Annotated in this window: 22 protein-coding genes; 21 read left to right on the top strand and 1 reads right to left on the bottom strand. The window is 69.9% G+C overall.

From position 1 onward, the window contains the following. Window positions 1-90 precede the first annotated feature (90 nt). From aroC to nusB, 8 genes are all read left to right on the top strand, one after another. A complete protein-coding gene (gene aroC / locus OG735_RS07200) occupies window positions 91-1,275 on the top strand; it encodes a chorismate synthase (protein ID WP_327322291.1) in 1,185 nt (394 codons plus the stop codon). A gap of 29 nt (window positions 1,276-1,304) precedes the next feature. Then, the gene (locus tag OG735_RS07195; protein ID WP_327328231.1) at window positions 1,305-1,787 is read left to right on the top strand and encodes a shikimate kinase; all 483 of its coding nucleotides are present in this window, start codon (window positions 1,305-1,307) and stop codon (window positions 1,785-1,787) included. Beyond that, window positions 1,784-2,878 (top strand): 3-dehydroquinate synthase, encoded by a 1,095-nt coding sequence (aroB, locus tag OG735_RS07190; RefSeq protein WP_327322290.1) that lies wholly within the window; start codon window positions 1,784-1,786, stop codon window positions 2,876-2,878. The genes OG735_RS07195 and aroB overlap by 4 nt, the downstream gene beginning before the upstream one ends. Continuing rightward, the gene (gene aroQ / locus OG735_RS07185) at window positions 2,875-3,315 is read left to right on the top strand and encodes a type II 3-dehydroquinate dehydratase (protein ID WP_327322289.1); all 441 of its coding nucleotides are present in this window, start codon (window positions 2,875-2,877) and stop codon (window positions 3,313-3,315) included. Before aroB ends, aroQ begins: the two co-directional genes overlap by 4 nt. Window positions 3,316-3,438: 123 nt before the next feature. Further along, window positions 3,439-4,422 carry an AAA family ATPase gene (locus tag OG735_RS07180; RefSeq protein WP_327322288.1) on the top strand — a complete coding sequence of 328 codons (984 nt, stop codon included), beginning with the start codon at window positions 3,439-3,441 and terminating at the stop codon, window positions 4,420-4,422. A 77-nt stretch (window positions 4,423-4,499) separates the two neighbouring features. Beyond that, entirely contained in the window at window positions 4,500-5,606 is a 1,107-nt protein-coding gene (locus OG735_RS07175; RefSeq protein ID WP_327322287.1) for an aminopeptidase P family protein, read from the top strand. Between the two features lie 60 nt (window positions 5,607-5,666). After that, window positions 5,667-6,233, top strand: a complete 567-nt coding sequence (efp, locus tag OG735_RS07170; RefSeq protein WP_327322286.1) for an elongation factor P — start codon at window positions 5,667-5,669, stop codon at window positions 6,231-6,233. 2 nt (window positions 6,234-6,235) lie between these two features. Further along, a complete protein-coding gene (gene nusB, locus OG735_RS07165) occupies window positions 6,236-6,664 on the top strand; it encodes a transcription antitermination factor NusB (RefSeq protein ID WP_327322285.1) in 429 nt (142 codons plus the stop codon). 177 nt (window positions 6,665-6,841) lie between these two features. Here nusB and bldD read toward each other — a convergent pair whose 3' ends face one another. Further along, a complete protein-coding gene (gene bldD / locus OG735_RS07160) occupies window positions 6,842-7,342 on the bottom strand; it encodes a transcriptional regulator BldD (protein ID WP_023542978.1) in 501 nt (166 codons plus the stop codon). 233 nt (window positions 7,343-7,575) lie between these two features. Here bldD and pyrR point away from each other — a divergent pair, with 233 nt between their 5' ends. The 13 genes from pyrR to metK all read left to right on the top strand — a co-directional run bounded on the left by pyrR (window position 7,576) and on the right by metK (window position 22,032). After that, window positions 7,576-8,154 carry a bifunctional pyr operon transcriptional regulator/uracil phosphoribosyltransferase PyrR gene (pyrR, locus tag OG735_RS07155; protein WP_327322284.1) on the top strand — a complete coding sequence of 193 codons (579 nt, stop codon included), beginning with the start codon at window positions 7,576-7,578 and terminating at the stop codon, window positions 8,152-8,154. Between the two features lie 142 nt (window positions 8,155-8,296). Further along, entirely contained in the window at window positions 8,297-9,283 is a 987-nt protein-coding gene (locus OG735_RS07150; RefSeq protein WP_327322283.1) for an aspartate carbamoyltransferase catalytic subunit, read from the top strand. A gap of 2 nt (window positions 9,284-9,285) precedes the next feature. Then, on the top strand, window positions 9,286-10,572 hold the full coding sequence (locus tag OG735_RS07145) for a dihydroorotase (protein ID WP_327322282.1): 1,287 nt from the start codon (window positions 9,286-9,288) through the stop codon (window positions 10,570-10,572). Continuing rightward, entirely contained in the window at window positions 10,569-11,132 is a 564-nt protein-coding gene (locus OG735_RS07140) for a PH-like domain-containing protein (RefSeq protein ID WP_327322281.1), read from the top strand. The genes OG735_RS07145 and OG735_RS07140 overlap by 4 nt, the downstream gene beginning before the upstream one ends. Continuing rightward, complete coding sequence (carA, locus tag OG735_RS07135) at window positions 11,129-12,280, top strand: glutamine-hydrolyzing carbamoyl-phosphate synthase small subunit (RefSeq protein WP_327322280.1); 1,152 nt, start codon at window positions 11,129-11,131, stop codon at window positions 12,278-12,280. Before OG735_RS07140 ends, carA begins: the two co-directional genes overlap by 4 nt. Next, window positions 12,273-15,581 (top strand): carbamoyl-phosphate synthase large subunit, encoded by a 3,309-nt coding sequence (gene carB, locus OG735_RS07130; RefSeq protein WP_327322279.1) that lies wholly within the window; start codon window positions 12,273-12,275, stop codon window positions 15,579-15,581. The genes carA and carB overlap by 8 nt, the downstream gene beginning before the upstream one ends. Window positions 15,582-15,666: 85 nt before the next feature. Beyond that, window positions 15,667-16,776 carry a quinone-dependent dihydroorotate dehydrogenase gene (locus tag OG735_RS07125; protein ID WP_327322278.1) on the top strand — a complete coding sequence of 370 codons (1,110 nt, stop codon included), beginning with the start codon at window positions 15,667-15,669 and terminating at the stop codon, window positions 16,774-16,776. Continuing rightward, entirely contained in the window at window positions 16,773-17,624 is an 852-nt protein-coding gene (pyrF, locus tag OG735_RS07120; protein WP_327322277.1) for an orotidine-5'-phosphate decarboxylase, read from the top strand. Before OG735_RS07125 ends, pyrF begins: the two co-directional genes overlap by 4 nt. A 356-nt stretch (window positions 17,625-17,980) precedes the next feature. Further along, on the top strand, window positions 17,981-18,304 hold the full coding sequence (locus tag OG735_RS07115; RefSeq protein ID WP_005319887.1) for an integration host factor: 324 nt from the start codon (window positions 17,981-17,983) through the stop codon (window positions 18,302-18,304). Window positions 18,305-18,342: 38 nt separating this feature from the next. After that, window positions 18,343-18,915, top strand: a complete 573-nt coding sequence (gene gmk, locus OG735_RS07110; RefSeq protein ID WP_327322276.1) for a guanylate kinase — start codon at window positions 18,343-18,345, stop codon at window positions 18,913-18,915. An 88-nt stretch (window positions 18,916-19,003) separates the two neighbouring features. After that, window positions 19,004-19,276: a DNA-directed RNA polymerase subunit omega gene (gene rpoZ / locus OG735_RS07105; RefSeq protein WP_005319902.1), complete on the top strand. Its 273-nt coding sequence runs from the start codon at window positions 19,004-19,006 to the stop codon at window positions 19,274-19,276. A gap of 103 nt (window positions 19,277-19,379) precedes the next feature. After that, window positions 19,380-20,582, top strand: a complete 1,203-nt coding sequence (coaBC, locus tag OG735_RS07100; protein WP_327328230.1) for a bifunctional phosphopantothenoylcysteine decarboxylase/phosphopantothenate--cysteine ligase CoaBC — start codon at window positions 19,380-19,382, stop codon at window positions 20,580-20,582. A 241-nt stretch (window positions 20,583-20,823) separates the two neighbouring features. Then, window positions 20,824-22,032 (top strand): methionine adenosyltransferase, encoded by a 1,209-nt coding sequence (gene metK, locus OG735_RS07095; protein WP_327322275.1) that lies wholly within the window; start codon window positions 20,824-20,826, stop codon window positions 22,030-22,032. Window positions 22,033-22,056: the final 24 nt, after the last annotated feature.

Raw genomic sequence — 22,056 nt, 5'->3', positions numbered from 1 at the left:
CTCCGGACGTGGGAGGATCGGAGGAGGCGGGCCAGGGCCGCGCACCCGGTCGCGCCGTCGCAGTTCCAGGCGCGAGCAGGAGGAGCACCGTTGAGCAGGTTGCGTTGGCTGACGGCGGGGGAGTCGCACGGACCCGCACTGGTGGCGACGCTGGAGGGTCTTCCCGCCGGTGTGCCCATCACCACCGAGATGGTGGCGGACCACCTTGCCCGGCGGCGCCTCGGCTATGGACGCGGTGCGCGGATGAAGTTCGAGCGTGACGAGGTCACCTTCCTCGGTGGCGTACGGCACGGACTGACCATGGGCTCGCCGGTGGCAGTCATGGTGGGCAACACCGAGTGGCCGAAGTGGGAGCAGGTCATGTCGGCCGACCCGGTCGACCCCAATGAACTCGCGAAGCTGGCCCGCAACGCCCCGCTGACCCGCCCGCGCCCCGGCCACGCCGACCTGGCCGGCATGCAGAAGTACGCGCTCGAAGAGGCCCGGCCGATCCTGGAGCGGGCCAGCGCCCGCGAGACCGCGGCGCGTGTCGCGCTCGGCGCGGTCGCCCGCTCGTACCTCAAGGAGACGACGGGCATCGAGATCGTCTCCCACGTCGTCGAGCTGGCCGCCGCCAAGGCTCCGTACGGCGTGGTTCCCGTCCCCGCCGACGAGGCGAAGCTCGACGCGGATCCGGTGCGCTGCCTGGACGCGGACGCGTCGAAGGCGATGGTCGCGGAGATCGACCAGGCCCACAAGGACGGTGACACCCTCGGCGGCGTTGTCGAGGTGCTGGCCTACGGCGTGCCGGTCGGTCTCGGCTCGCATGTGCACTGGGACCGGCGCCTCGACGCCCGTCTCGCGGCCGCCCTGATGGGCATCCAGGCCATCAAGGGTGTCGAGGTCGGAGACGGCTTCGAGCTGGCGCGGGTACCGGGGTCGAAGGCGCACGACGAGATCGTGCCGACCGAGGACGGCATCCGCCGCACATCCGGCCGCTCCGGCGGTACGGAGGGCGGCATGTCCACCGGTGAACTGCTGCGCGTACGGGCCGCGATGAAGCCGATCGCGACCGTGCCGCGTGCGCTGGCCACGGTCGACGTCGCCACCGGCGAGGTCGCGGCCGCCCACCACCAGCGTTCCGACGTCTGTGCCGTACCGGCCGCCGGGATCGTGGCCGAGGCGATGGTGGCGCTCGTCCTCGCGGACGCCGTCGCCGAGAAGTTCGGCGGAGACAGCGTCTCCGAGACCCGCCGCAACGTGCAGTCCTACCTCGACAACCTGCACATCCGGTGAACGCCCCGCTGATCGTCCTGGTCGGGCCCATGGGCTCGGGAAAGTCCACCGTGGGTGAGCTGCTCGCCGAGCGGCTCGGCGTGGCCTACCGGGACACCGACGCCGATATCGTCGCGGCCCAGGGCCGGGAGATCTCGGACATCTTCGTCGACGAGGGCGAACCGTACTTCCGTGACCTCGAGCGCAAGGCCGTACGGGCCGCCGTGACCGAGCACCCCGGAGTGCTCGCACTCGGCGGCGGCGCGATCCTCGACGACTCGACCCGTGAACTGCTGGCGGGCCTGCCCGTCGCCTATCTCTCGATGGACGTGGAGGAGGCGGTCCGGCGGGTCGGCCTCAACCAGGCGCGCCCGCTGCTCGCGGTCAATCCGCGCCGGCAGTGGCGGGAGCTGATGGACGCCCGCCGCCATCTCTACACCGAAGTGGCACGCGTCGTCGTGGCCACCGACGACCGCACCCCCGAAGAGGTCGCCCAGGCGGTCCTCGACGCACTGGAGCTGAAGGACGTATGACCGATCAGGCAGTGACCCGTATCCAGGTCGGCGGCACGGAAGGCTCCGATCCGTACGAGGTGCTCGTCGGCCGGCAACTCCTGGGCGAGCTGCCCGGGCTGATCGGCCCGCGCGCCCAGCGGGTGGCGGTACTGCACCCCGAGGCGCTCGCCGGCACCGGAGACGCGATCCGCGAGGATCTCGCCTCCCAGGGCTACGAAGCCATCGCCGTCCAGCTGCCGAACGCCGAGGAGGCCAAGACCGTCGAGGTCGCGGCGTACTGCTGGAAGGCGCTCGGCCAGACCGGATTCACCCGCAGCGACGTCATCATCGGCGTCGGCGGCGGAGCCACCACCGACGTCGCCGGCTTTGTCGCGGCGACCTGGCTGCGCGGGGTGCGCTGGATCGCCGTCCCGACGACCGTGCTCGGCATGGTCGACGCGGCGGTCGGCGGGAAGACCGGCATCAATACCGCCGAGGGCAAGAATCTCGTCGGGGCCTTCCATCCACCGGCCGGAGTGCTGTGCGATCTGGCCGCCCTGGACTCGCTGCCGGTCAACGACTACGTCAGCGGCATGGCCGAGATCATCAAGGCCGGCTTCATCGCCGACCCCGCCATCCTCGACCTGGTCGAGGCCGATCCGCAGGGTGCGCGTACGCCGGCGGGGCCGCACACCGCCGAGCTGATCGAGCGCTCGATCCGGGTCAAGGCCGAGGTCGTCTCCAACGACCTCAAGGAATCCGGACTGCGCGAGATCCTCAACTACGGCCACACCCTCGCGCATGCGATCGAGAAGAACGAGCGCTACAAGTGGCGGCACGGCGCGGCCGTGTCGGTCGGTATGGTCTTCGCCGCCGAACTGGGCCGGCTGGCAGGGCGTCTTGACGACGCGACCGCCGACCGGCACCGCTCCGTCCTGGAGTCCGTCGGACTGCCGCTGACCTACCGCGGCGACCAGTGGCCCAAGCTCCTGGAGACCATGAAGGTCGACAAGAAGTCCCGCGGCAACCTGCTGCGCTTCATCGTCCTCGACGGTCTCGCCAAGCCGACCGTGCTGGAAGGCCCGGACCCGGCGGTACTGCTCGCAGCCTACGGAGAGGTGTCCGCGTGACCCGTCGGGTGCTGGTCCTCAACGGCCCCAACCTCGGGCGGCTCGGCTCCCGCGAGCCCGACGTCTACGGCGCGACCTCCTACGCCGGGCTGGTGGAGACCTGCCAGGCGCTCGGCAAGGAGCTCGGCTTCGATGTCGACGTACGCGAGACGAACGACGAGGGCGAGATGATCCGTTGGCTGCACGAGGCCGCGGACGGTTCAATTCCGGTCGTTCTCAACCCCGGTGCCTTCACGCACTATTCGTACGGGATGCGCGACGCGGCCGCTCAGCGGACCGCCCCGCTCATCGAGGTGCACATCTCCAATCCGTATACGCGCGAGGCATTTCGGCACACCTCGGTGGTCGCGGCCGTGGCCAGCGGCACGATCGCCGGCTTCGGCGTCGGCTCGTACCGCCTCGCCCTGCGCGCGCTGGCCGAAGAATTGACCGGCTGACAGGGCACTTTGGGCCTGCCCCGGCCGTTCCCACTGTGGCGGCCGGGGGAGGTACCGTTCGGTAGCAAGGCGGCCCAGCTGCCGCCTGACCAGCGACAGTCGTACGAGACGGAGTGGCACCGGATGCAGCAAGCAGTGGGGGCTCCGCTGCCGCCGCCCCACGGACCGGGGCACGGACCGGCCGGATGGACACACAGCGCCCAGCACCCGGGGCCTGTGCAGGGGGCTCCCGCCGGACCGCCGCCGCCCGTCGGCCCTCCGCCGCCGCACGGTGTGCCGCAGGGCGGCCGTCCCGCGGCTCCCGCCGGACCTCCGCCCGCGACCCCTGCCGGGCCCCCGCCCCCGCAGGGACGGCCGCACGGCGGGCATCCCGCGGCTCCCGTCGGACCTCCGCAGCCGCAAGGCGGCCATTCCGCCCCCGGCTGGACGAGCCCCGCCCCTCAGCACGACTCCGCGCCGCCGTCCCGCGACACCACGGGGCACATCCAGTTGCCGCCGGGCGGGCCGGTTCCCATACCCGCCCCGCCACCCGCCGAGATCGGCACCGGCGCGACCACCCTCGCCGTCCTGCTGATCGGCCCGGCCGGTGCCGGGAAGACGACCGTGGCGCGCCACTGGGCCGCCGGACGCCGCGTCCCCACCGCGCACATCAGCCTCGACGACGTACGCGAATGGGTCTGCTCCGGCTTCGCGGACCCGCAGTCCGGCTGGAACGACCACTCCGAGGCCCAGTACCGCCTCGCCCGCCGCACCTGCGGCTTCGCCGCCCGCAACTTCCTGGCCAACGGGATCTCCTGCATCCTCGACGACGCGGTCTTCCCCGACCGGCCCGTCGTCGGCCTGGGCGGCTGGAAGCGCCATGTCGGCCCCGGTCTGCTGCCCGTGGTCCTCCTGCCGGGCCTCGAGATCGTCCTGGAACGCAACGCCGAGCGCAGCGGAAACCGCCGCCTCTCGGACGAGGAAGTCGCGAGCATCCACGGCCGGATGGCCGGCTGGTACGGATCGGGGCTGCCGATCATCGACAACTCCAAGTACGACGTGGAGACCACGGCACGGGTCCTCGACGACGTACTCGCCCGTTCCATCGCCAGCCCGCCGAACTGGTAGGCCGCGCACTCGCGTGCCCACCCCCGGTCGGACGCGCTGATCAGGCCGGGCCGGGCCCACGCTCGTAGGCTCGTGGCATGTCAGAGGTCTATGGGATCCGCCGCGGCAGGCTGCGCGACCGGTGCGCGGCGACCGGCAGCGCAGGGGCCCTGGTCTCCCGCCCCGCCAACGTCCGCTATCTCGCGGGCGGAGCGCCGCCCGGCGCCGTACTGCTGGTCGGCCCGGGCGAAGACGTCCTGCTCTGCCCTCGTACGCCCACCGGCGATCCCGCCGACGGCCGTCCCGACGAACAGCTGCGGCTGACCGTCCTGCCGACCTCGGCCGGCGATCCGGCGGTCGCGGCCGCAGAGCTGGCGAGGACGGTGGGGGTGGAGTCGCTCGCCGTCGAGGAACACCATCTGACCGTCGCCAGGCACCGGGCGGTGGGTTCGGTGGCGCCCCGGCTGCGCCTCACCGACCTCGGTCTCGCCGTCGAGCAGCAGCGCCTCGTCAAGGACGAGGAGGAGATCGCCTGCCTGCGGATCGCGGCGGAGATCACCGACCAGGCCCTCGGCGAGCTGCTGGAGTCGATCCTGGTGGGCCGCACCGAGCGGCATCTCGCGCTGGAGCTGGAACGCCGACTCGTCGACCACGGCGCCGACGGCCCCGCCTTCGCGACCTCGGTCGCCACCGGACCCAACTCCGGGCAAGGCGGCCACCGGCCCTCCGACCGCCGGGTCGAGGAGGGCGATTTCCTCTCCGTCTGCGTCGGCGCCAACTACCGCGGCTACCGGTGCGAGATCGGCCGTACGTTTGTGATCGGGGCGACCCCGGCGGACTGGCAGATCGAGCTGTACGACCTTGTCTTCGCCGCTCAGCGGGCCGGCCGGGAGTCTCTCGTGCCGGGCGCCGCGTACCGCGACGTGGACCATGCGACCCGGCAGATCCTGGACGCCGCGGGCCATGGAGAGGGCCTCGCGCCGCTCACCGGGCACGGTGTAGGGCTCGAAATCGACGAGGACCCGCAGCTGGCACCTGCGGCCATGGGTAAACTGGACGCTTGTGTGCCGGTCACCGTCGAACCGGGGGTCCACCTCCCGGGCCGGGGCGGTGTCCGGATCGATGACACGCTCGTCGTACGCCAGGAGGCGGACGGCGGACCCGAGCTACTCACCATCACGACCAAGGAGCTGCTCGCGCTCTAGCTTCGCTGCAGCGCGCTTCCCCGGTCGTCCACCAGCGTCAGTCCAGGAGATTCCGCAACCGTGGCTTCCACGAACGACCTCAAGAACGGCATGGTGCTCAAGCTCGACGGAGGCCAGCTCTGGTCCGTCGTCGAGTTCCAGCACGTCAAGCCCGGCAAGGGCCCTGCTTTCGTGCGCACCAAGCTCAAGAACGTGCTCTCCGGCAAGGTCGTCGACAAGACGTTCAACGCCGGCCTGAAGGTCGAGACGGCCACTGTCGACCGCCGCGACATGCAGTTCTCGTACATGGACGGCGAGTACTTCGTCTTCATGGACATGCAGACGTACGACCAGCTGATGGTCGACCGCAAGTCCGTCGGCGACGCCGCCAACTATCTGATCGAGGGCTTCACGGCCAGCGTCGCCACGCACGAGGGCGAGGTGCTCTACGTCGAGCTGCCGGCCTCCGTCGAGCTGGTCATCCAGCACACCGAGCCGGGCGTCCAGGGCGACCGCTCCACCGGTGGCTCCAAGCCGGCCACGCTGGAGACCGGTTTCGAGATCGGCGTCCCGCTCTTCATCACCACCGGTGAGAAGATCAAGGTCGACACCCGCTCCGGTGAGTACCTCGGCCGGGTGAACAGGTAACCGTGGCTGCCCGGAACAAGGCCCGTAAGCGCGCCTTCCAGATCCTCTTCGAGGCCGACCAGCGCGGTACCTCCGTGCAGACGGTCCTCGCGGACTGGGTGCGGCACGCGCGGACCGACGACCGGCAGCCGCCGGTCGGCGAATACACGATGGAGCTGGTCGAGGGGTACGCGGAGTACGCGGACCGGATCGACGACCTCATCGCCACCTACTCGGTCGGCTGGACGCTCGACCGGATGCCGGTCGTCGACCGGAACATCATCCGGCTCGGTGCGTACGAGCTGGTGTGGGTGGACGAGACCCCGGACGCGGTGGTGATCGACGAGGCGGTGCAACTCGCCAAGGAGTTCTCCACCGACGAGTCCCCGTCGTTCGTGAACGGCCTGCTGGGCCGCTTCAAGGACCTCAAGCCGAGCCTGCGCCGAGACTAGGGCGCGATCGGCTCCACCGGGCCCGTGGCGGAAGACGAACAGTCTTCCGCCACGGGCCCGGTGCATGTTCGGCTTCCACGGCCGACGTCGGCCGGGGACCAACCCCCGAACGCACCGGAGGGCGAACCCGGAACAACCGGGTTCGCCCTCCGACGTGACGTTTCTCCTGAAGTGGCGTCAGCCTTCGTCATGCGCGACCGCGCGCCGCGCGTCCGCGTCGAGCACACCCCAGCTGATGAGCTGCTCGGTCAGGACCGACGGCGACTGGTCGTAGATGACGGCGAGGGTGCGCAGGTCGTCCTGGCGGATCGACAGCACCTTGCCGTTGTAGTCGCCGCGCTGGGACTGGATCGTGGCGGCATACCGCTGGAGAGGGCCGGCCTTCTCCTGCGGGACGTGGGCCAGGCGCTCCAGATCCAGGACGAGCTTCGGCGGCGGCTCGGCGGCCCCGCCCGGCGTGGTGCCAGGAAGCAGTTCCTGCACCGGGACGCCGTAGAAGTCCGCCAGCTCGGCAAGGCGCTGCACGGTCACGGCACGGTCGCCACGCTCGTACGAGCCGACCACGACGGCCTTCCAGCGGCCCTGGGACTTCTCTTCCACGCCGTGGAGGGAAAGCCCCTGCTGGGTGCGGATGGCGCGGAGCTTGGCCCCGAGCTGCTTTGCGTATTCGCTGGACATATAGCTCCCCGGACACTGTGTCGACGTGCGGCTCCGCCGCGCGGCTGGTCACTCACTGTGAGGTTACGCAGCGTTACTTGGACTCGTCAAGCCGAATGGTCCGTAGCGGGTGCTGCCGGGGGCGGGACGAGGGGCGGGAGCCGGGGCCGCGCAAGGCCCTGGTACCGTTGATGGCGTAATTCCGACGTCCTTTAAGATCCGTCCCGTGAGGCGGAGAAGGAGGTCCGTTTCATATGGACTCGCACGACAGTTCCGATGTGGCGCGCCCCGTTCTCGAGGCTCCCGACATCGCGCGGGTACTGACCCGCATCGCCCACGAGATCGTCGAACGCGCGAAAGGCGCCGACGACGTGGTGCTTCTCGGCATTCCGACCCGCGGTGTGTTCCTTGCCCGCCGGCTGGCCGACAAGCTCGAAGAGATCACCGGCCGAAAGATTCCGGTCGGCTCCCTCGACATCACCATGTACCGCGACGACCTGCGTATGCGGCCCGCCCGCACGCTGGCGCGCACCGAGATCCCCGGTGACGGCGTCGACGGCCGGCTGGTCGTCCTCGTCGACGACGTGCTCTTCTCCGGCCGCACCATCCGCGCCGCGCTCGACGCACTGGGCGACATCGGCCGACCGCGCGCCGTACAGCTCGCGGTCCTGGTCGACCGCGGCCACCGCGAACTCCCCATCCGCGCCGACTATGTCGGCAAGAACCTCCCCACGTCGCTGCGGGAGACGGTCAAGGTTCAGCTCGCCGAGGAGGACGGTCGCGACACCGTGCTGCTCGGTGTGCGCGAGACCGCCCCGGCCGGCGAGCAGTAGCACCTCCGTACGCCCTCCGGACCCTCGTACGGACGTGCCGCCCGCGCGCCCGCATGCCGCTGTGTGTCCGGGGCCGCATCCCGATGGCGGCTCCGCCGCAGGCCCCCGGACCCACGACTTCCAGACAACGGAGCACACCCAGATGAAGCGTCACCTCATCTCGGCCGCCGACCTCACCCGCGACGACGCCGTTCTCATCCTCGACACCGCCGAGGAGATGGCCCGGGTCGCGGACCGGCCGATCAAGAAGCTGCCGACCCTGCGCGGCCGTACCGTCGTCAACCTCTTCTTCGAGGACTCGACCCGGACCCGGATCTCCTTCGAGGCGGCCGCCAAGCGGCTCTCCGCCGACGTGATCAACTTCTCCGCCAAGGGATCCTCGGTCTCCAAGGGCGAGTCCCTCAAGGACACCGCGCTGACCCTGGAGGCGATGGGCGCGGACGCCGTCGTCATCCGGCACGGCGCCTCCGGAGCCCCCTACCGGCTCGCCACCTCCGGCTGGATCGACGGCGCGGTCGTCAACGCCGGCGACGGCACCCACGAACACCCCACCCAGGCGCTGCTCGACGCCTTCACCATGCGCCGCCGCCTGGTCGGCCCGGATGCCGGGATAGGGCGTGACCTCGCAGGACGCCGCATCACGATCGTCGGCGACGTGCTGCACAGCCGGGTGGCCCGCTCCAACGTCCTGCTGCTGAACACCCTCGGCGCCCAGGTCACCCTCGTCGCCCCGCCCACCCTGGTGCCGATCGGTGTCGAGAACTGGCCGTGCGAGGTCTCGTACGACCTGGACGAGGTGCTGCCGAAGTCCGATGCCGTGATGATGCTGCGTGTGCAGCGCGAGCGCATGAACGCCGCCTTCTTCCCGACCGAGCGCGAATACTCACGCCGCTACGGCCTGGACGGCGACCGCATGGCCCGGATGCCCGAGCACGCCATCGTGATGCACCCCGGACCGATGAACCGCGGCATGGAGATCACGGCGCAGGTCGCCGACTCCGACCGCTGCACGGCGGTCGAGCAGGTCGCCAACGGCGTCTCGACCCGCATGGCCGTCCTGTATCTGCTTCTGGGCGGCAATGAGCCCGCCGTCAGCCCCACCCACGCGCGCACCGAGGAGAGCAAGTAACCATGAGCAAGATTCTTATCCGTGGCGCGAAGGTGCTGGGCGGCGAGGCGCAGGACGTCCTGTTCGACGGCGAGACCATCGCACAGGTCGGCACCGGGCTGAGCGCGGACGACGCGACCGTGGTCGAGGCCGAGGGGCAGATCCTGCTGCCGGGCCTCGTCGACCTGCACACCCATCTGCGTGAGCCGGGCCGTGAGGACTCCGAGACCGTCCTCACCGGCACCAAGGCGGCCGCTGTCGGCGGATTCACCGCCGTGCACGCCATGGCCAACACCTTCCCGGTCGCCGATACCGCCGGCGTCGTCGAGCAGGTCTACCGCCTCGGCAAGGAGTCCGGCTACTGCGACGTGCAGCCCATCGGCGCCGTCACCGTCGGCCTCGAGGGCAAGAAGCTCGCCGAACTCGGCGCGATGCACGACTCCGCCGCCGGCGTGAAGGTCTTCTCCGACGACGGAAAATGCGTCGACGACGCGGTGATCATGCGCCGCGCGCTGGAGTACGTGAAGGCCTTCGACGGCGTCGTGGCCCAGCACGCCCAGGAGCCCCGTCTCACCGAGGGCGCCCAGATGAACGAGGGCATCGTCTCCGCCGAGCTCGGCCTCGGCGGCTGGCCGGCCGTTGCCGAGGAGTCGATCATCGCCCGCGATGTCCTCCTCGCCGCCCACGTCGGCTCCCGGGTGCACATCTGCCACCTCTCCACGGCCGGCTCCGTCGAGATCGTCCGCTGGGCCAAGTCCAAGGGCTGGAACGTCACCGCCGAGGTGACCCCGCACCACCTGCTGCTCACGGACGAGCTCGTACGCTCGTACAACCCTGTCTACAAGGTGAACCCGCCACTGCGCACCGAGACCGATGTGCTGGCGCTGCGCGAGGCTCTCGCCGACGGCACCATCGACTGCGTCGCCACCGACCACGCCCCGCACCCGCACGAGGACAAGGACTGCGAGTGGGCCGCGGCCGCCATGGGCATGGTGGGCCTGGAGACCGCGCTCTCCGTCGTCCAGCAGACGATGGTCGACCCCGGCCTCATCGACTGGGCCGGCGTCGCGGACCGGATGTCCTTCCGGCCCGCGCAGATCGGCCGGCTGGAGGGCCATGGAAGGCCCGTCTCGGCAGGTGAGCCCGCGAACCTCACGCTCGTCGATCCGGCATACCGTGGAGTGGTGGACCCCGCGGGCTTCGCATCCCGCAGCCGCAACACCCCCTACGAGGGGCGTGAGCTGCCGGGACGCGTCACCCACACCTTCCTGCGGGGCCGGGCAACGGTCGTGGACGGGAAGCTGGCGTGACAACTCTGATCGACATCGCCGCCGAGCAGAAGTCGGCGGAGGTCACCGACTGGGCGGCCCGCATCGGCTGGGTCGTCGGACTGCTGCTCTTCATCGCCTTCGTCTACTGGCTGATGCGCCAGGGATGGAAATGGCGCGGCAGCCTCCAGTCCGACCTCCCCGAGCTGCTCGCCGCGCCCGACGCGCCCGGCGAGGCGAAGCTTGAGCTGACCGGCCGCTACCACGGCTCCACGACCGCCGGACAGTGGCTCGACCGGATCGTGGCCCACGGCCTGGGCAGCCGCAGCCGCGTGGAGCTCACGCTCACCGACGCGGGCCTGGAGGTCGTACGCCCCGGTGCGACCGACTTCTTCATCCCGGCAGCGCAGCTGCGCGAGGCCAGGCTCGACAAGGGCATCGCCGGCAAGGTCCTCGCCGAGGGCGGACTCCTCGTCGTCACCTGGGCGCACGGCGACAAGCTGATCGACTCCGGGTTCCGCGCCGACCACGCGGCCGAGCACGCCGCCTGGGTCGAATCCATCAACAGCATGATCAACACGACGGAAGGCACCGCACGATGACGACCTCCAATCCGGGGCACGCCTCGAAGAGGCCAGGGGTGTCTCCCGCCGTACTCGTCCTGGAGGACGGCCGCACGTTCCGCGGCCGCGCCTACGGGGCCGTGGGGGAGACCTTCGGCGAGGCGGTGTTCAACACCGGCATGACCGGCTACCAGGAGACCCTCACCGACCCGTCGTACCACCGCCAGGTCGTCGTGATGACCGCTCCGCACGTCGGCAACACCGGCGTCAACGACGAGGACGACGAGTCGCAGCGGATCTGGGTCGCGGGCTATGTCGTACGCGACCCCGCGCGCGTGCCCTCCAACTGGCGCTCCCAGCGCTCCCTGGACGACCAGCTCGTCGCCCAGGGCGTGGTCGGTATCAGCGGCATCGACACCCGCGCGCTCACCCGCCATCTGCGCGAGCGCGGCGCAATGCGCGTCGGCATCTTCTCGGGTGACTCTCTCGCCGACGAGGCCACACTGCTGGCCCGGGTGCAGGAAGCCCCCCAGATGAAGGGCGCGAACCTTTCCGCCGAGGTCGCGACGGAGCGGACGTACGTCGTCCCGGCGATCGGCACCAAGAAGTTCACCGTCGCCGCCATAGACCTCGGCATCAAGGGCATGACCCCGCACCGCATGGCCGAGCGCGGCATCGAGGTGCACGTCCTGCCCGCCACCGCCACGGTCGAGGACGTGTACGCGGTCAACCCCGACGGCGTGTTCCTCTCCAACGGCCCCGGCGACCCCGCCACCGCCGATCTGACCGTCGTCAAGGGCGTCCTCGAGCGCAAGACGCCGCTCTTCGGTATCTGCTTCGGCAACCAGCTGCTCGGCCGCTCGCTCGGCTTCGGCACGTACAAGCTGAAGTACGGCCACCGGGGCATCAACCAGCCCGTCCAGGACCGCTCCACGGGCAAGGTCGAGGTCACCGCGCACAACCACGGATTCGCCGTCGACGCGCCCCTCGACAAGATCTCCGACACCCCCTACGGCCGCGCCGAGGTCTCCCACGTCTGCCTCAACGACAACGTGGTCGAAGGCCTGCAACTGCTCGACCAGCCGGCCTTCAGCGTCCAGTACCACCCCGAGGCGGCCGCGGGCCCGCACGACGCCGCGTACCTCTTCGACCGCTTCGTATCCCTGATGGAGGGCCAGCGTGCCTAAGCGCTCCGATATCCAGTCCGTCCTGGTCATCGGCTCCGGCCCGATCGTCATCGGTCAGGCCGCCGAGTTCGACTACTCCGGCACCCAGGCCTGCCGCGTCCTCAAGTCCGAGGGCCTGCGGGTCATCCTGGTGAACTCCAACCCGGCGACGATCATGACCGACCCGGAGATCGCCGACGCCACCTACGTCGAGCCGATCACCCCGGAGTTCGTCGAGAAGATCATCGCCAAGGAGCGCCCCGACGCGCTGCTGCCCACCCTCGGTGGCCAGACCGCGCTCAACACCGCGATCTCCATGCATGAGCAGGGTGTGCTGGAGAAGTACGGCGTCGAGCTCATCGGCGCCAATGTCGAGGCGATCAACAAGGGCGAGGACCGCGAGCTGTTCAAGGGCGTCGTCGAGGCCGTCAACGCCAAGATCGGCCACGGCGAGTCCGCCCGCTCGGTCATCTGCCACTCCATGGACGATGTGCTGAAGGGCGTCGGGACGCTCGGCGGCTACCCCGTCGTCGTCCGCCCCTCGTTCACGATGGGCGGCGCCGGCTCCGGCTTCGCGCACAACGAGGACGAGCTGCGCCGTATCGCCGGTCAGGGCCTCACGCTCTCGCCGACCACCGAGGTGCTCCTGGAGGAGTCCATCCTCGGCTGGAAGGAGTACGAGCTGGAGCTGATGCGCGACAAGCACGACAATGTCGTGGTCGTCTGCTCCATCGAGAACTTCGACCCGATGGGCGTGCACACCGGCGACTCGATCACCGTCGCTCCGGCGATGACGCTGACCGACCGCGAGTACCAGCGGCTGCGCGACGTCGGTATCGCGATCATCCGCGAGGTCGGCGTCGACACCGGCGGCTGCAACATCCAGTTCGCCGTCAACCCCGACGACGGCCGGATCATCGTCATCGAGATGAACCCGCGTGTCTCCCGCTCCTCGGCGCTCGCCTCCAAGGCCACCGGCTTCCCGATCGCCAAGATCGCCGCCCGTCTCGCCGTCGGCTACACGCTCGACGAGATCCCCAACGACATCACCGAGAAGACCCCGGCGTCCTTCGAGCCCACGCTCGACTACGTCGTCGTCAAGGTGCCGCGCTTCGCCTTCGAGAAGTTTCCGTCCGCCGACGCCACCCTCACCACCACCATGAAGTCGGTGGGCGAGGCCATGGCGATCGGCCGGAACTTCACCGAGGCGCTCAACAAGGCGTTGCGCTCGCTGGAGAAGAAGGGCTCGCAGTTCTCCTTCACCGGTGAGCCGGGCGACAAGGCGCAGCTGCTGCTCACCGCCAAGGTCCCCACCGACGGCCGGATCAACACCGTCATGCAGGCCATCCGCGCGGGCGCCACGCCCGAGGAGGTCTTCGAGGCGACGAAGATCGACCCGTGGTTCGTCGACCAGCTCTTCCTGATCAAGGAGTACGCGGACGAGCTCACCGCCGCAGAGAAGCTCGACCCCGAGCTGCTCGCCGACGCCAAGCGCCACGGTTTCTCCGACGCCCAGATCGCCGAGATCCGCGGGCTGCGCGAGGACGTCGTCCGCGAGGTCCGGCACGCGCTCGGCATCCGCCCGGTCTACAAGACGGTCGACACCTGCGCCGCCGAATTCGCCGCCAAAACGCCGTACTTCTACTCCTCGTACGACGAGGAGAGCGAGGTCGCGCCGCGCGAGAAGCCCGCTGTGATCATCCTCGGCTCGGGACCGAACCGTATCGGCCAGGGCATCGAGTTCGACTACTCCTGTGTCCATGCCTCCTTCGCGCTGAGCGACGCCGGCTACGAGACCGTGATGGTCAACTGCAACCCCGAGACCGTCTCCACCGACTACGACACCTCCGACCGGCTCTACTTCGAGCCGCTCACGCTGGAGGACGTCCTGGAGATCGTCCACGCCGAGTCGCTGGCCGGGCCCATCGCCGGCGTCATCGTCCAGCTCGGCGGCCAGACCCCGCTGGGTCTCGCGCAGGCGCTCAAGGACAACGGCGTGCCGATCGTCGGCACCTCGCCCGAGGCCATCCACTCGGCCGAGGACCGGGGCGCCTTCGGCCAGGTGCTCGCCGAGGCCGGTCTCCCGGCCCCCAAGCACGGCACCGCGACCACCTTCGCCGGGGCCAAGGCCATCGCCGACGAGATCGGCTACCCCGTCCTCGTACGCCCGTCGTACGTGCTCGGCGGGCGCGGCATGGAGATCGTGTACGACGAGGCCCGCCTCGAGTCGTACATCGCCGAGTCCACCGAGATCAGCCCCACCCGTCCCGTGCTGGTCGACCGCTTCCTCGACGACGCGATCGAGATCGACGTCGACGCGCTCTACGACGGCACCGAGCTCTACCTCGGCGGCGTGATGGAGCACATCGAGGAGGCCGGGATCCACTCCGGCGACTCGGCGTGCGCGCTGCCCCCGATCACGCTCGGCGGCTTCGACATCAAGCGGCTGCGGGCCTCGACCGAGGCCATCGCCAAGGGCGTCGGCGTCCGCGGACTGATCAACATCCAGTTCGCGTTGGCCGGCGACATCCTGTACGTCCTCGAGGCCAACCCGCGTGCCTCGCGCACCGTCCCCTTCACCTCGAAGGCGACCGCAGTGCCGCTGGCGAAGGCCGCCGCCCGTATCTCGCTCGGCGCGACCGTCGCCGAACTGCGCGCGGAGGGCCTGCTGCCCGCGAACGGCGACGGCGGCACGCTCCCCATGGACGCGCCGATCTCCGTCAAGGAGGCCGTGATGCCGTGGTCGCGCTTCCGCGACATCCACGGCCGCGGCGTCGACACCGTCCTCGGCCCGGAGATGCGCTCCACCGGCGAGGTCATGGGCATCGACTCGGTCTTCGGCACCGCGTATGCCAAGTCGCAGGCCGGCGCCTACGGCCCGCTGCCCACCAAGGGCCGCGCCTTCATCTCCGTCGCCAACCGCGACAAGCGCTCGATGATCTTCCCGGCGCGTGAGCTGGTCGCCCACGGCTTCGAGCTGCTCGCCACATCCGGCACGGCCGAGGTGCTCAAGCGCAACGGCATCAACGCCACCATCGTGCGCAAGCAGAGCGAGGGCGAGGGCCCCAACGGCGAGCGGACCATCGTCCAGCTGATCCACGACGGCGATGTCGACCTCATCGTCAACACCCCGTACGGCACCGGCGGTCGCCTCGACGGCTACGAGATCCGTACGGCGGCCGTGGCGCGCTCCGTGCCGTGCCTGACGACGGTCCAGGCACTCGCCGCCGCCGTCCAGGGCATCGACGCGCTCAACCGCGGTGATGTGGGCGTCCGTTCACTCCAGGAACACGCGGAACACCTGACCGCGGCCCGCGACTAGCAATCGGGGAGGGGACACCGGAAACGGTGTCCCCTCTCGGGGGTCTGGGGGTGTCCCCCAGAAAACACAGCGTGAGGACGCCTTCATGTACAAGTTCTTCTTCAACCTGGTCTTCCAGCGGATGGACCCGGAGGAGGCCCACTATCTGGCCTTCCGCTGGATCCGCCTCGCCGTCCGCATCCCCGTACTGCGTACGTTCGTCGCCGCGGCTCTCGCGCCCCGGTACAAGGAGCTGCGCACCGAGGCGCTCGGCCTGCGGATGCACGGTCCCTTCGGCCTCGCCGCAGGCTTCGACAAGAACGCCGTCGCCATCGACGGAATGTCGATGCTCGGCTTCGACCACATCGAGATCGGCACGGTCACCGCGCAGCCGCAGCCCGGCAACCCCAGGAAGCGGCTCTTCCGGCTCGTACCGGACCGTGCGCTGATCAACCGCATGGGCTTCAACAACGAGGGCTCGGCGGCCGTGGCGGAGCGCCTGGGCGCCCGCAAGGCGGTCTTCGCGACCACGGTCGGCGTTAACATCGGCAAGACCAAGGTCGTGCCGGAGGTGGAGGCCGTGGGCGACTACGTCACCTCCACCGAGCGACTCGCGCGCCACGCCGACTACCTGGTCGTCAACGTCTCGTCGCCGAACACGCCCGGTCTGCGCAACCTCCAGGCGACCGAGTCGCTGCGCCCGCTGCTCACCGCCGTACGCGAGGCCGCCGACCGGAGTGTGCAGGACCGCCGCGTCCCGCTCCTCGTCAAGATCGCGCCGGACCTCGCGGACGAGGACGTCGACGCGGTCGCGGACCTCGCCCTCGAGCTGGGCCTCGACGGAATCATCGCCACCAACACGACGATCGCGCGGGACGGCCTGGGCCTGAAGTCCGACCCGGACCTGGTCAAGGAGACGGGCGGCCTGTCCGGCGCGCCCGTGAAGGACCGCTCGCTTGAGGTCCTGCGGCGGCTGTACGCGCGCGTGGGCGACCGGATCACGCTCGTGGGCGTCGGGGGCATCGAGAACGCCGAGGACGCCTGGCAGCGGATCCTGGCGGGCGCCACGCTGGTCCAGGGCTACAGCGCGTTCATCTACGAGGGCCCCTTCTACGCCCGCGCCATCCACAAGGGCCTGGCGGCGCGGCTCGCGGCCGGCCCGTACGACACGCTCGCCGATGCTGTCGGCGCCGAGACCCGAAAGGCCACCGCATGACCCCCCTCCGGACCACGGCGCCCTTCGGCGCACGCCTGCGCCACGCCATGGACACCCGTGGACCGCTCTGCGTCGGTATCGACCCGCACGCGTCCCTGCTGACCGCGTGGGGCCTGAACGACGACATCGCCGGCCTGGAGCGCTTCACACGCACGGTCGTGGAGGCGCTGGCCGACCGGGTCGCCGTGCTCAAGCCGCAGTCGGCGTTCTTCGAGCGCTTCGGCTCTCGGGGCATCGCCGTACTGGAGAAGGCGGTGGAGGAGGCGCGTGCGGCGGGTGCGCTGGTCCTGATGGACGCCAAACGCGGCGACATCGGCTCGACGATGGGCGCGTACGCGGCGACCTACCTCGACAAGGACTCGCCGCTCTTCTCGGACGCGGTGACCGTCTCCCCGTATCTCGGCTTCGGCTCGCTGCGCCCGGCGCTGGACGCGGCCGCTGTGTCGGGTGCGGGCGTCTTCGTGCTGGCCCTCACCTCCAATCCGGAGGGCGCGGAGGTCCAGCGCTCCACGACCGCGGACGGCCGCTCCCTGGCCCAGCTGATGCTCGACCACATGGCGGCCGAGAACGCGGGCGCCGAGCCGCTCGGCTCGGTCGGCGCGGTGGTCGGCGCGACGCTGGGCGACGCCGGTGTGAACCTTGACATCAACGGCCCGCTGCTCGCCCCCGGCATCGGCGCTCAGGGCGCGACGCCCGCGGACCTTCCGGGTGTCTTCGGCGCGGCGGTCGGCAATGTGGTCCCGAGCGTGAGCCGTGGCGTGCTGCGGCACGGCCCGGATATGGCGGCCCTGCGCGAGTCGGCGACGCGCTTCGCGGACGAGGTGCGGTCGGCGGTCGCCGGGCCCTGAGCCTGGGCCAAGGGGCGCGGGGGTCCTGTTCGCTGCGGGCGCAGGCGCGACCACAGCTGTGGTCCCAGGTGGGGCAGAGGCCCTGCCTGGGCAGCTTCGGAATCCTCCGCGGCCGGCCCAATGACAGAATCTCGGCCCAAAAGTCGGTCGTTTCGCCAGAAATGTCCCAGTCGGTCGATGCTGACCAGGACTTTTCGTCTGTTCTCGCTGACTGGAGCGGTCCTGGCCGCTAGTCTCCGTCGAAGAGTAAACGTGCAGCGCAGGTGCATTGCGTTGCTCGTTGCTCGCCTGGTGTGGGGCGACCAGCTTCCGCACCGGTCCGTATCCGACAGTTCGACATCCGAGGTGACGTAGGCGTGGCTCTTCCGCCCCTTACCCCTGAACAGCGCGCAGCCGCGCTCGAAAAGGCCGCCGCGGCTCGCCGGGAGCGGGCCGAGGTCAAGAATCGACTCAAGCACTCCGGCGCCTCGCTCCACGAGGTCATCAAGCAGGGCCAGGAGAACGACGTCATCGGCAAGATGAAGGTCTCCGCTCTTCTTGAGTCCCTGCCGGGCGTGGGCAAGGTCCGCGCCAAGCAGATCATGGAGCGGCTCGGCATCTCCGAGAGTCGCCGTGTGCGCGGTCTCGGCTCCAACCAGATCGCGTCACTTGAGCGCGAGTTCGGCGGCGGTGCCGCCTGACGTTCTCGGGCACTCCCGGGAACCTGGATAATCGCTGCATGGCAGCAGAGGTACGTCCGCGGCTGACCGTGCTCTCCGGCCCCTCCGGGGTCGGTAAGAGCACGGTCGTCGCCCATATGCGCAAGGTCCACCCCGAGGTATGGCTCTCGGTGTCGGCCACCACAAGAAAGCCGCGCCCCGGCGAGCGCCACGGCGTTCAGTACTTCTTCGTCACCGACGAAGAGTTCGACAAGCTGATCGCCAATGGCGAGCTGCTGGAATGGGCCGAGTTCGCGGGCAATCGCTACGGCACACCGCGCCGTGCGGTCCTCGAACGCCTGGAGGCGGGCGAGCCCGTGCTGCTGGAGATCGATCTCCAGGGCGCACGGCAGGTCAAGGAGTCCATGCCGGACTCGCAGCTGGTCTTCCTGGCCCCGCCGAGCTGGGAGGAACTGGTCCGTCGGCTCACCGGCCGCGGCACCGAGTCTCCCGAGGTCATCGAGCGCCGGCTGGCGGCCGCGAAGGTCGAGCTGGCCGCCGAGTCGGAGTTCGATATCCCCCTGGTCAACACCTCCGTCGAGGACGTGGCCCGTGAGCTGCTAGCCTTGATGCAGCTGTCTCCTGGGGACTGAAACATCAGCGGCTGACACCGCGGGCCCCCGGACCCCCAGTTGTTTGATCTTTGTCCGAACATTTTGCACGTTCTTCGGAAGGCTTAGCGTGTCCTCTTCCATCACTGCGCCCGAGGGCATCATCAACCCGCCGATCGACGAGCTGCTCGAGGCCACTGACTCGAAGTACAGCCTCGTGATCTACGCGGCCAAGCGCGCGCGCCAGATCAACGCGTACTACTCGCAGCTCGGTGAGGGTCTGCTCGAGTACGTCGGTCCGCTGGTGGACACCCACGTCCACGAGAAGCCGCTCTCGATCGCCCTGCGTGAGATCAACGCGGGTCTGCTGACCTCGGAGGCCATTGAGGGCCCGGCTCAGTAGGCACATTCTGTTCCTTCACCACAGGCCCGGCGGAGCGTCCGCCGGGCCTGTGGTGTGTCATGGGGATGTACGCATCCGAATGCGGGGAGACGCAGCAGTGACACTGGACAAGCCGAAGGTCGTTCTGGGGGTCAGCGGAGGCATCGCCGCGTACAAGGCGTGCGAGCTGCTGCGGAGGCTGACCGAGTCGGGTCACGACGTACGGGTGGTGCCGACCGCGTCGGCACTGCACTTCGTCGGCGCGGCGACCTGGTCGGCGCTTTCCGGCCACCCCGTCTCGACCGAGGTCTGGTCCGACGTCCACGAGGTGCCGCACGTACGGATCGGACAGGACGCCGATCTGGTCGTCGTCGCGCCCGCCACCGCCGACATGCTCGCCAAGGCGGCCCACGGCCTCGCCGACGACCTGCTCACCAATACGCTCCTGACCGCCCGCTGTCCGGTGGTCTTCGCGCCCGCGATGCACACCGAGATGTGGGAGCACCAGGCCACCCAGGAGAATGTGGCGACGCTGCGCCGCCGTGGAGCCGTTGTGATCGAGCCGGCCGTGGGGCGGCTCACCGGTGTGGACACCGGCAAGGGCCGGCTTCCGGATCCGGGCGAGATCTTCGAGGTCTGCCGCCGGGTGCTCGCCCGTGGTGTCGCCGCGCCGGATCTCGCCGGCCGCCATGTCGTCGTCAGCGCGGGCGGCACGCGCGAGCCGCTCGACCCGGTCCGCTACCTGGGGAACCGCTCCTCCGGCAAGCAGGGGTACGCGCTGGCGCGCACCGCGGCGGCCCGCGGCGCCAGGGTCACGCTCATCGAGGCGAACACCGGGATACCGGACCCTGCGGGCGTCGACGTGGTCCACGTCGGCACGGCGGTCCAGCTGCGCGAGGCCGTGCTCAAGGCGGCGGCGGCCGCCGATGCCGTGGTGATGGCCGCGGCCGTCGCGGACTTCCGCCCCGTCGCGTACGCCGAAGGCAAGATCAAGAAGAAGGACGGCCAGGAGCCCGCGCCCGTCGCACTGGTCCGCAACCCGGACATACTCGCGGAGATCTCCAGCGAACGGGCCCGCCCCGCCCAGGTCATCGTCGGTTTCGCCGCGGAGACCGACGACGTTCTCGCCAACGGCCGTGACAAGCTGCGCCGCAAGGGCTGCGACCTGCTCGTGGTCAATGAGGTGGGGGAGCGCAAGACCTTCGGCTCCGAGGAGAACGAAGCCGTGGTGCTCGCCGCGGACGGCGGCGAGACGCCGGTGCCTCACGGACCCAAGGAATCTCTCGCGGACACCGTGTGGGACCTTGTTGTCCCGCGACTCGGGTGAATTCTTGGATTCGCCCAGTGGATGTATGAAACCCCACGAAAACCGGCGAAACGCTCGTGGATTGGGGCCGATCGGCCTACAGTTTTCAGTCGCGTCACAGGTCACAGAGCTCCCACGGAGCGAGACGGGTGGTCCGGCGGGGGAGGGCGACCGATAAACTGCTCGTGGAACGTCGCGGGGCGCAGCCCCCGGCCGGTCCAAAAATGATCAGCCAGCAGCCGCTGCAACCCCAGGGAGCGATGTGTCCCGCCGTCTCTTCACCTCGGAGTCCGTGACCGAGGGTCACCCCGACAAGATCGCTGACCAGATCAGCGACACCATTCTCGACGCCCTTCTGCAGGAGGACCCGACCTCCCGCGTTGCCGTGGAGACCTTGATCACCACCGGCCTGGTGCATGTGGCCGGCGAGGTGACCACCAAGGCGTACGCCGACATCCCCACGCTCGTGCGGAACAAGATCCTTGAGATCGGTTACGACTCCTCGAAGAAGGGCTTCGACGGCGCGTCCTGCGGCGTCTCGGTCTCCATCGGCGCGCAGTCGCCGGACATCGCGCAGGGCGTCGACACCGCGTACGAGAAGCGCGTCGAGGGCGACGAGGACGAGCTCGACAAGCAGGGCGCCGGCGACCAGGGCCTGATGTTCGGCTACGCCTGCGACGAGACGCCCGCGTTGATGCCGCTGCCGATCCACCTGGCGCACCGGCTCTCCCGCCGCCTCTCCGAGGTACGCAAGAACGGGACCATCCCCTACCTGCGCCCCGACGGCAAGACCCAGGTCACCATCGAGTACGACGGTGACAAGGCCGCGCGTCTGGACACCGTGGTCGTCTCCTCGCAGCACGCGTCCGACATCGACCTGGACTCGCTGCTCGCCCCCGACATCCGCGAGTTCGTCGTCGAGCATGTGCTGAAGCAGCTCGTCGAGGACGGCATCAAGCTGGACACCGACGGCTACCGGCTGCTGGTCAACCCGACGGGCCGGTTCGAGATCGGTGGCCCGATGGGCGACGCGGGTCTGACCGGCCGGAAGATCATCATCGACACGTACGGCGGCATGGCCCGGCACGGCGGCGGCGCGTTCTCGGGCAAGGACCCGTCGAAGGTGGACCGCTCGGCCGCGTACGCGATGCGCTGGGTCGCCAAGAACGTGGTGGCCGCCGGCCTCGCGGCACGCTGCGAGGTCCAGGTCGCGTACGCCATCGGCAAGGCCGAGCCGGTCGGACTCTTCGTCGAGACCTTCGGCACGGCCACACTCGAGGTCGACAAGATCGAGCAGGCCATCGCCGAGGTCTTCGACCTCCGCCCGGCCGCGATCATTCGCGACCTGGACCTGCTGCGCCCGATCTACGCACAGACCGCGGCGTACGGCCACTTCGGCCGCGAACTCGCGGACTTCACGTGGGAGCGCACGGACCGCGTGGACGCGCTGCGCAAGGCCGCGGGGCTGTAAGGCTCCGTAAGCCACAACGCCCGT

Origin of the sequence: Streptomyces sp. NBC_01210, assembly GCF_036010325.1 — a bacterium.
Classification (GTDB): Bacteria; Actinomycetota; Actinomycetes; order Streptomycetales; family Streptomycetaceae; genus Streptomyces.
This window is presented reverse-complemented; position numbering and strand designations above follow the sequence as displayed.

What these genes read in the sequence shown, in the direction of transcription:
- bldD (WP_023542978.1), bottom strand. Translation starts at nt 7,342, where the DNA reads ATGTCCAGCGAATACGCAAAGCAGCTCGGGGCCAAGCTCCGCGCCATC.
- carA (WP_327322280.1), top strand. Translation starts at nt 11,129, where the DNA reads ATGACGACCTCCAATCCGGGGCACGCCTCGAAGAGGCCAGGGGTGTCT.
- gmk (WP_327322276.1), top strand. Translation starts at nt 18,343, where the DNA reads ATGGCAGCAGAGGTACGTCCGCGGCTGACCGTGCTCTCCGGCCCCTCC.
- pyrR (WP_327322284.1), top strand. Translation starts at nt 7,576, where the DNA reads ATGGACTCGCACGACAGTTCCGATGTGGCGCGCCCCGTTCTCGAGGCT.
- OG735_RS07150 (WP_327322283.1), top strand. Translation starts at nt 8,297, where the DNA reads ATGAAGCGTCACCTCATCTCGGCCGCCGACCTCACCCGCGACGACGCC.
- OG735_RS07175 (WP_327322287.1), top strand. Translation starts at nt 4,500, where the DNA reads ATGTCAGAGGTCTATGGGATCCGCCGCGGCAGGCTGCGCGACCGGTGC.
- OG735_RS07125 (WP_327322278.1), top strand. Translation starts at nt 15,667, where the DNA reads ATGTACAAGTTCTTCTTCAACCTGGTCTTCCAGCGGATGGACCCGGAG.
- pyrF (WP_327322277.1), top strand. Translation starts at nt 16,773, where the DNA reads ATGACCCCCCTCCGGACCACGGCGCCCTTCGGCGCACGCCTGCGCCAC.
- OG735_RS07195 (WP_327328231.1), top strand. Translation starts at nt 1,305, where the DNA reads ATGGGCTCGGGAAAGTCCACCGTGGGTGAGCTGCTCGCCGAGCGGCTC.
- OG735_RS07145 (WP_327322282.1), top strand. Translation starts at nt 9,286, where the DNA reads ATGAGCAAGATTCTTATCCGTGGCGCGAAGGTGCTGGGCGGCGAGGCG.
- aroB (WP_327322290.1), top strand. Translation starts at nt 1,784, where the DNA reads ATGACCGATCAGGCAGTGACCCGTATCCAGGTCGGCGGCACGGAAGGC.
- OG735_RS07180 (WP_327322288.1), top strand. Translation starts at nt 3,439, where the DNA reads ATGCAGCAAGCAGTGGGGGCTCCGCTGCCGCCGCCCCACGGACCGGGG.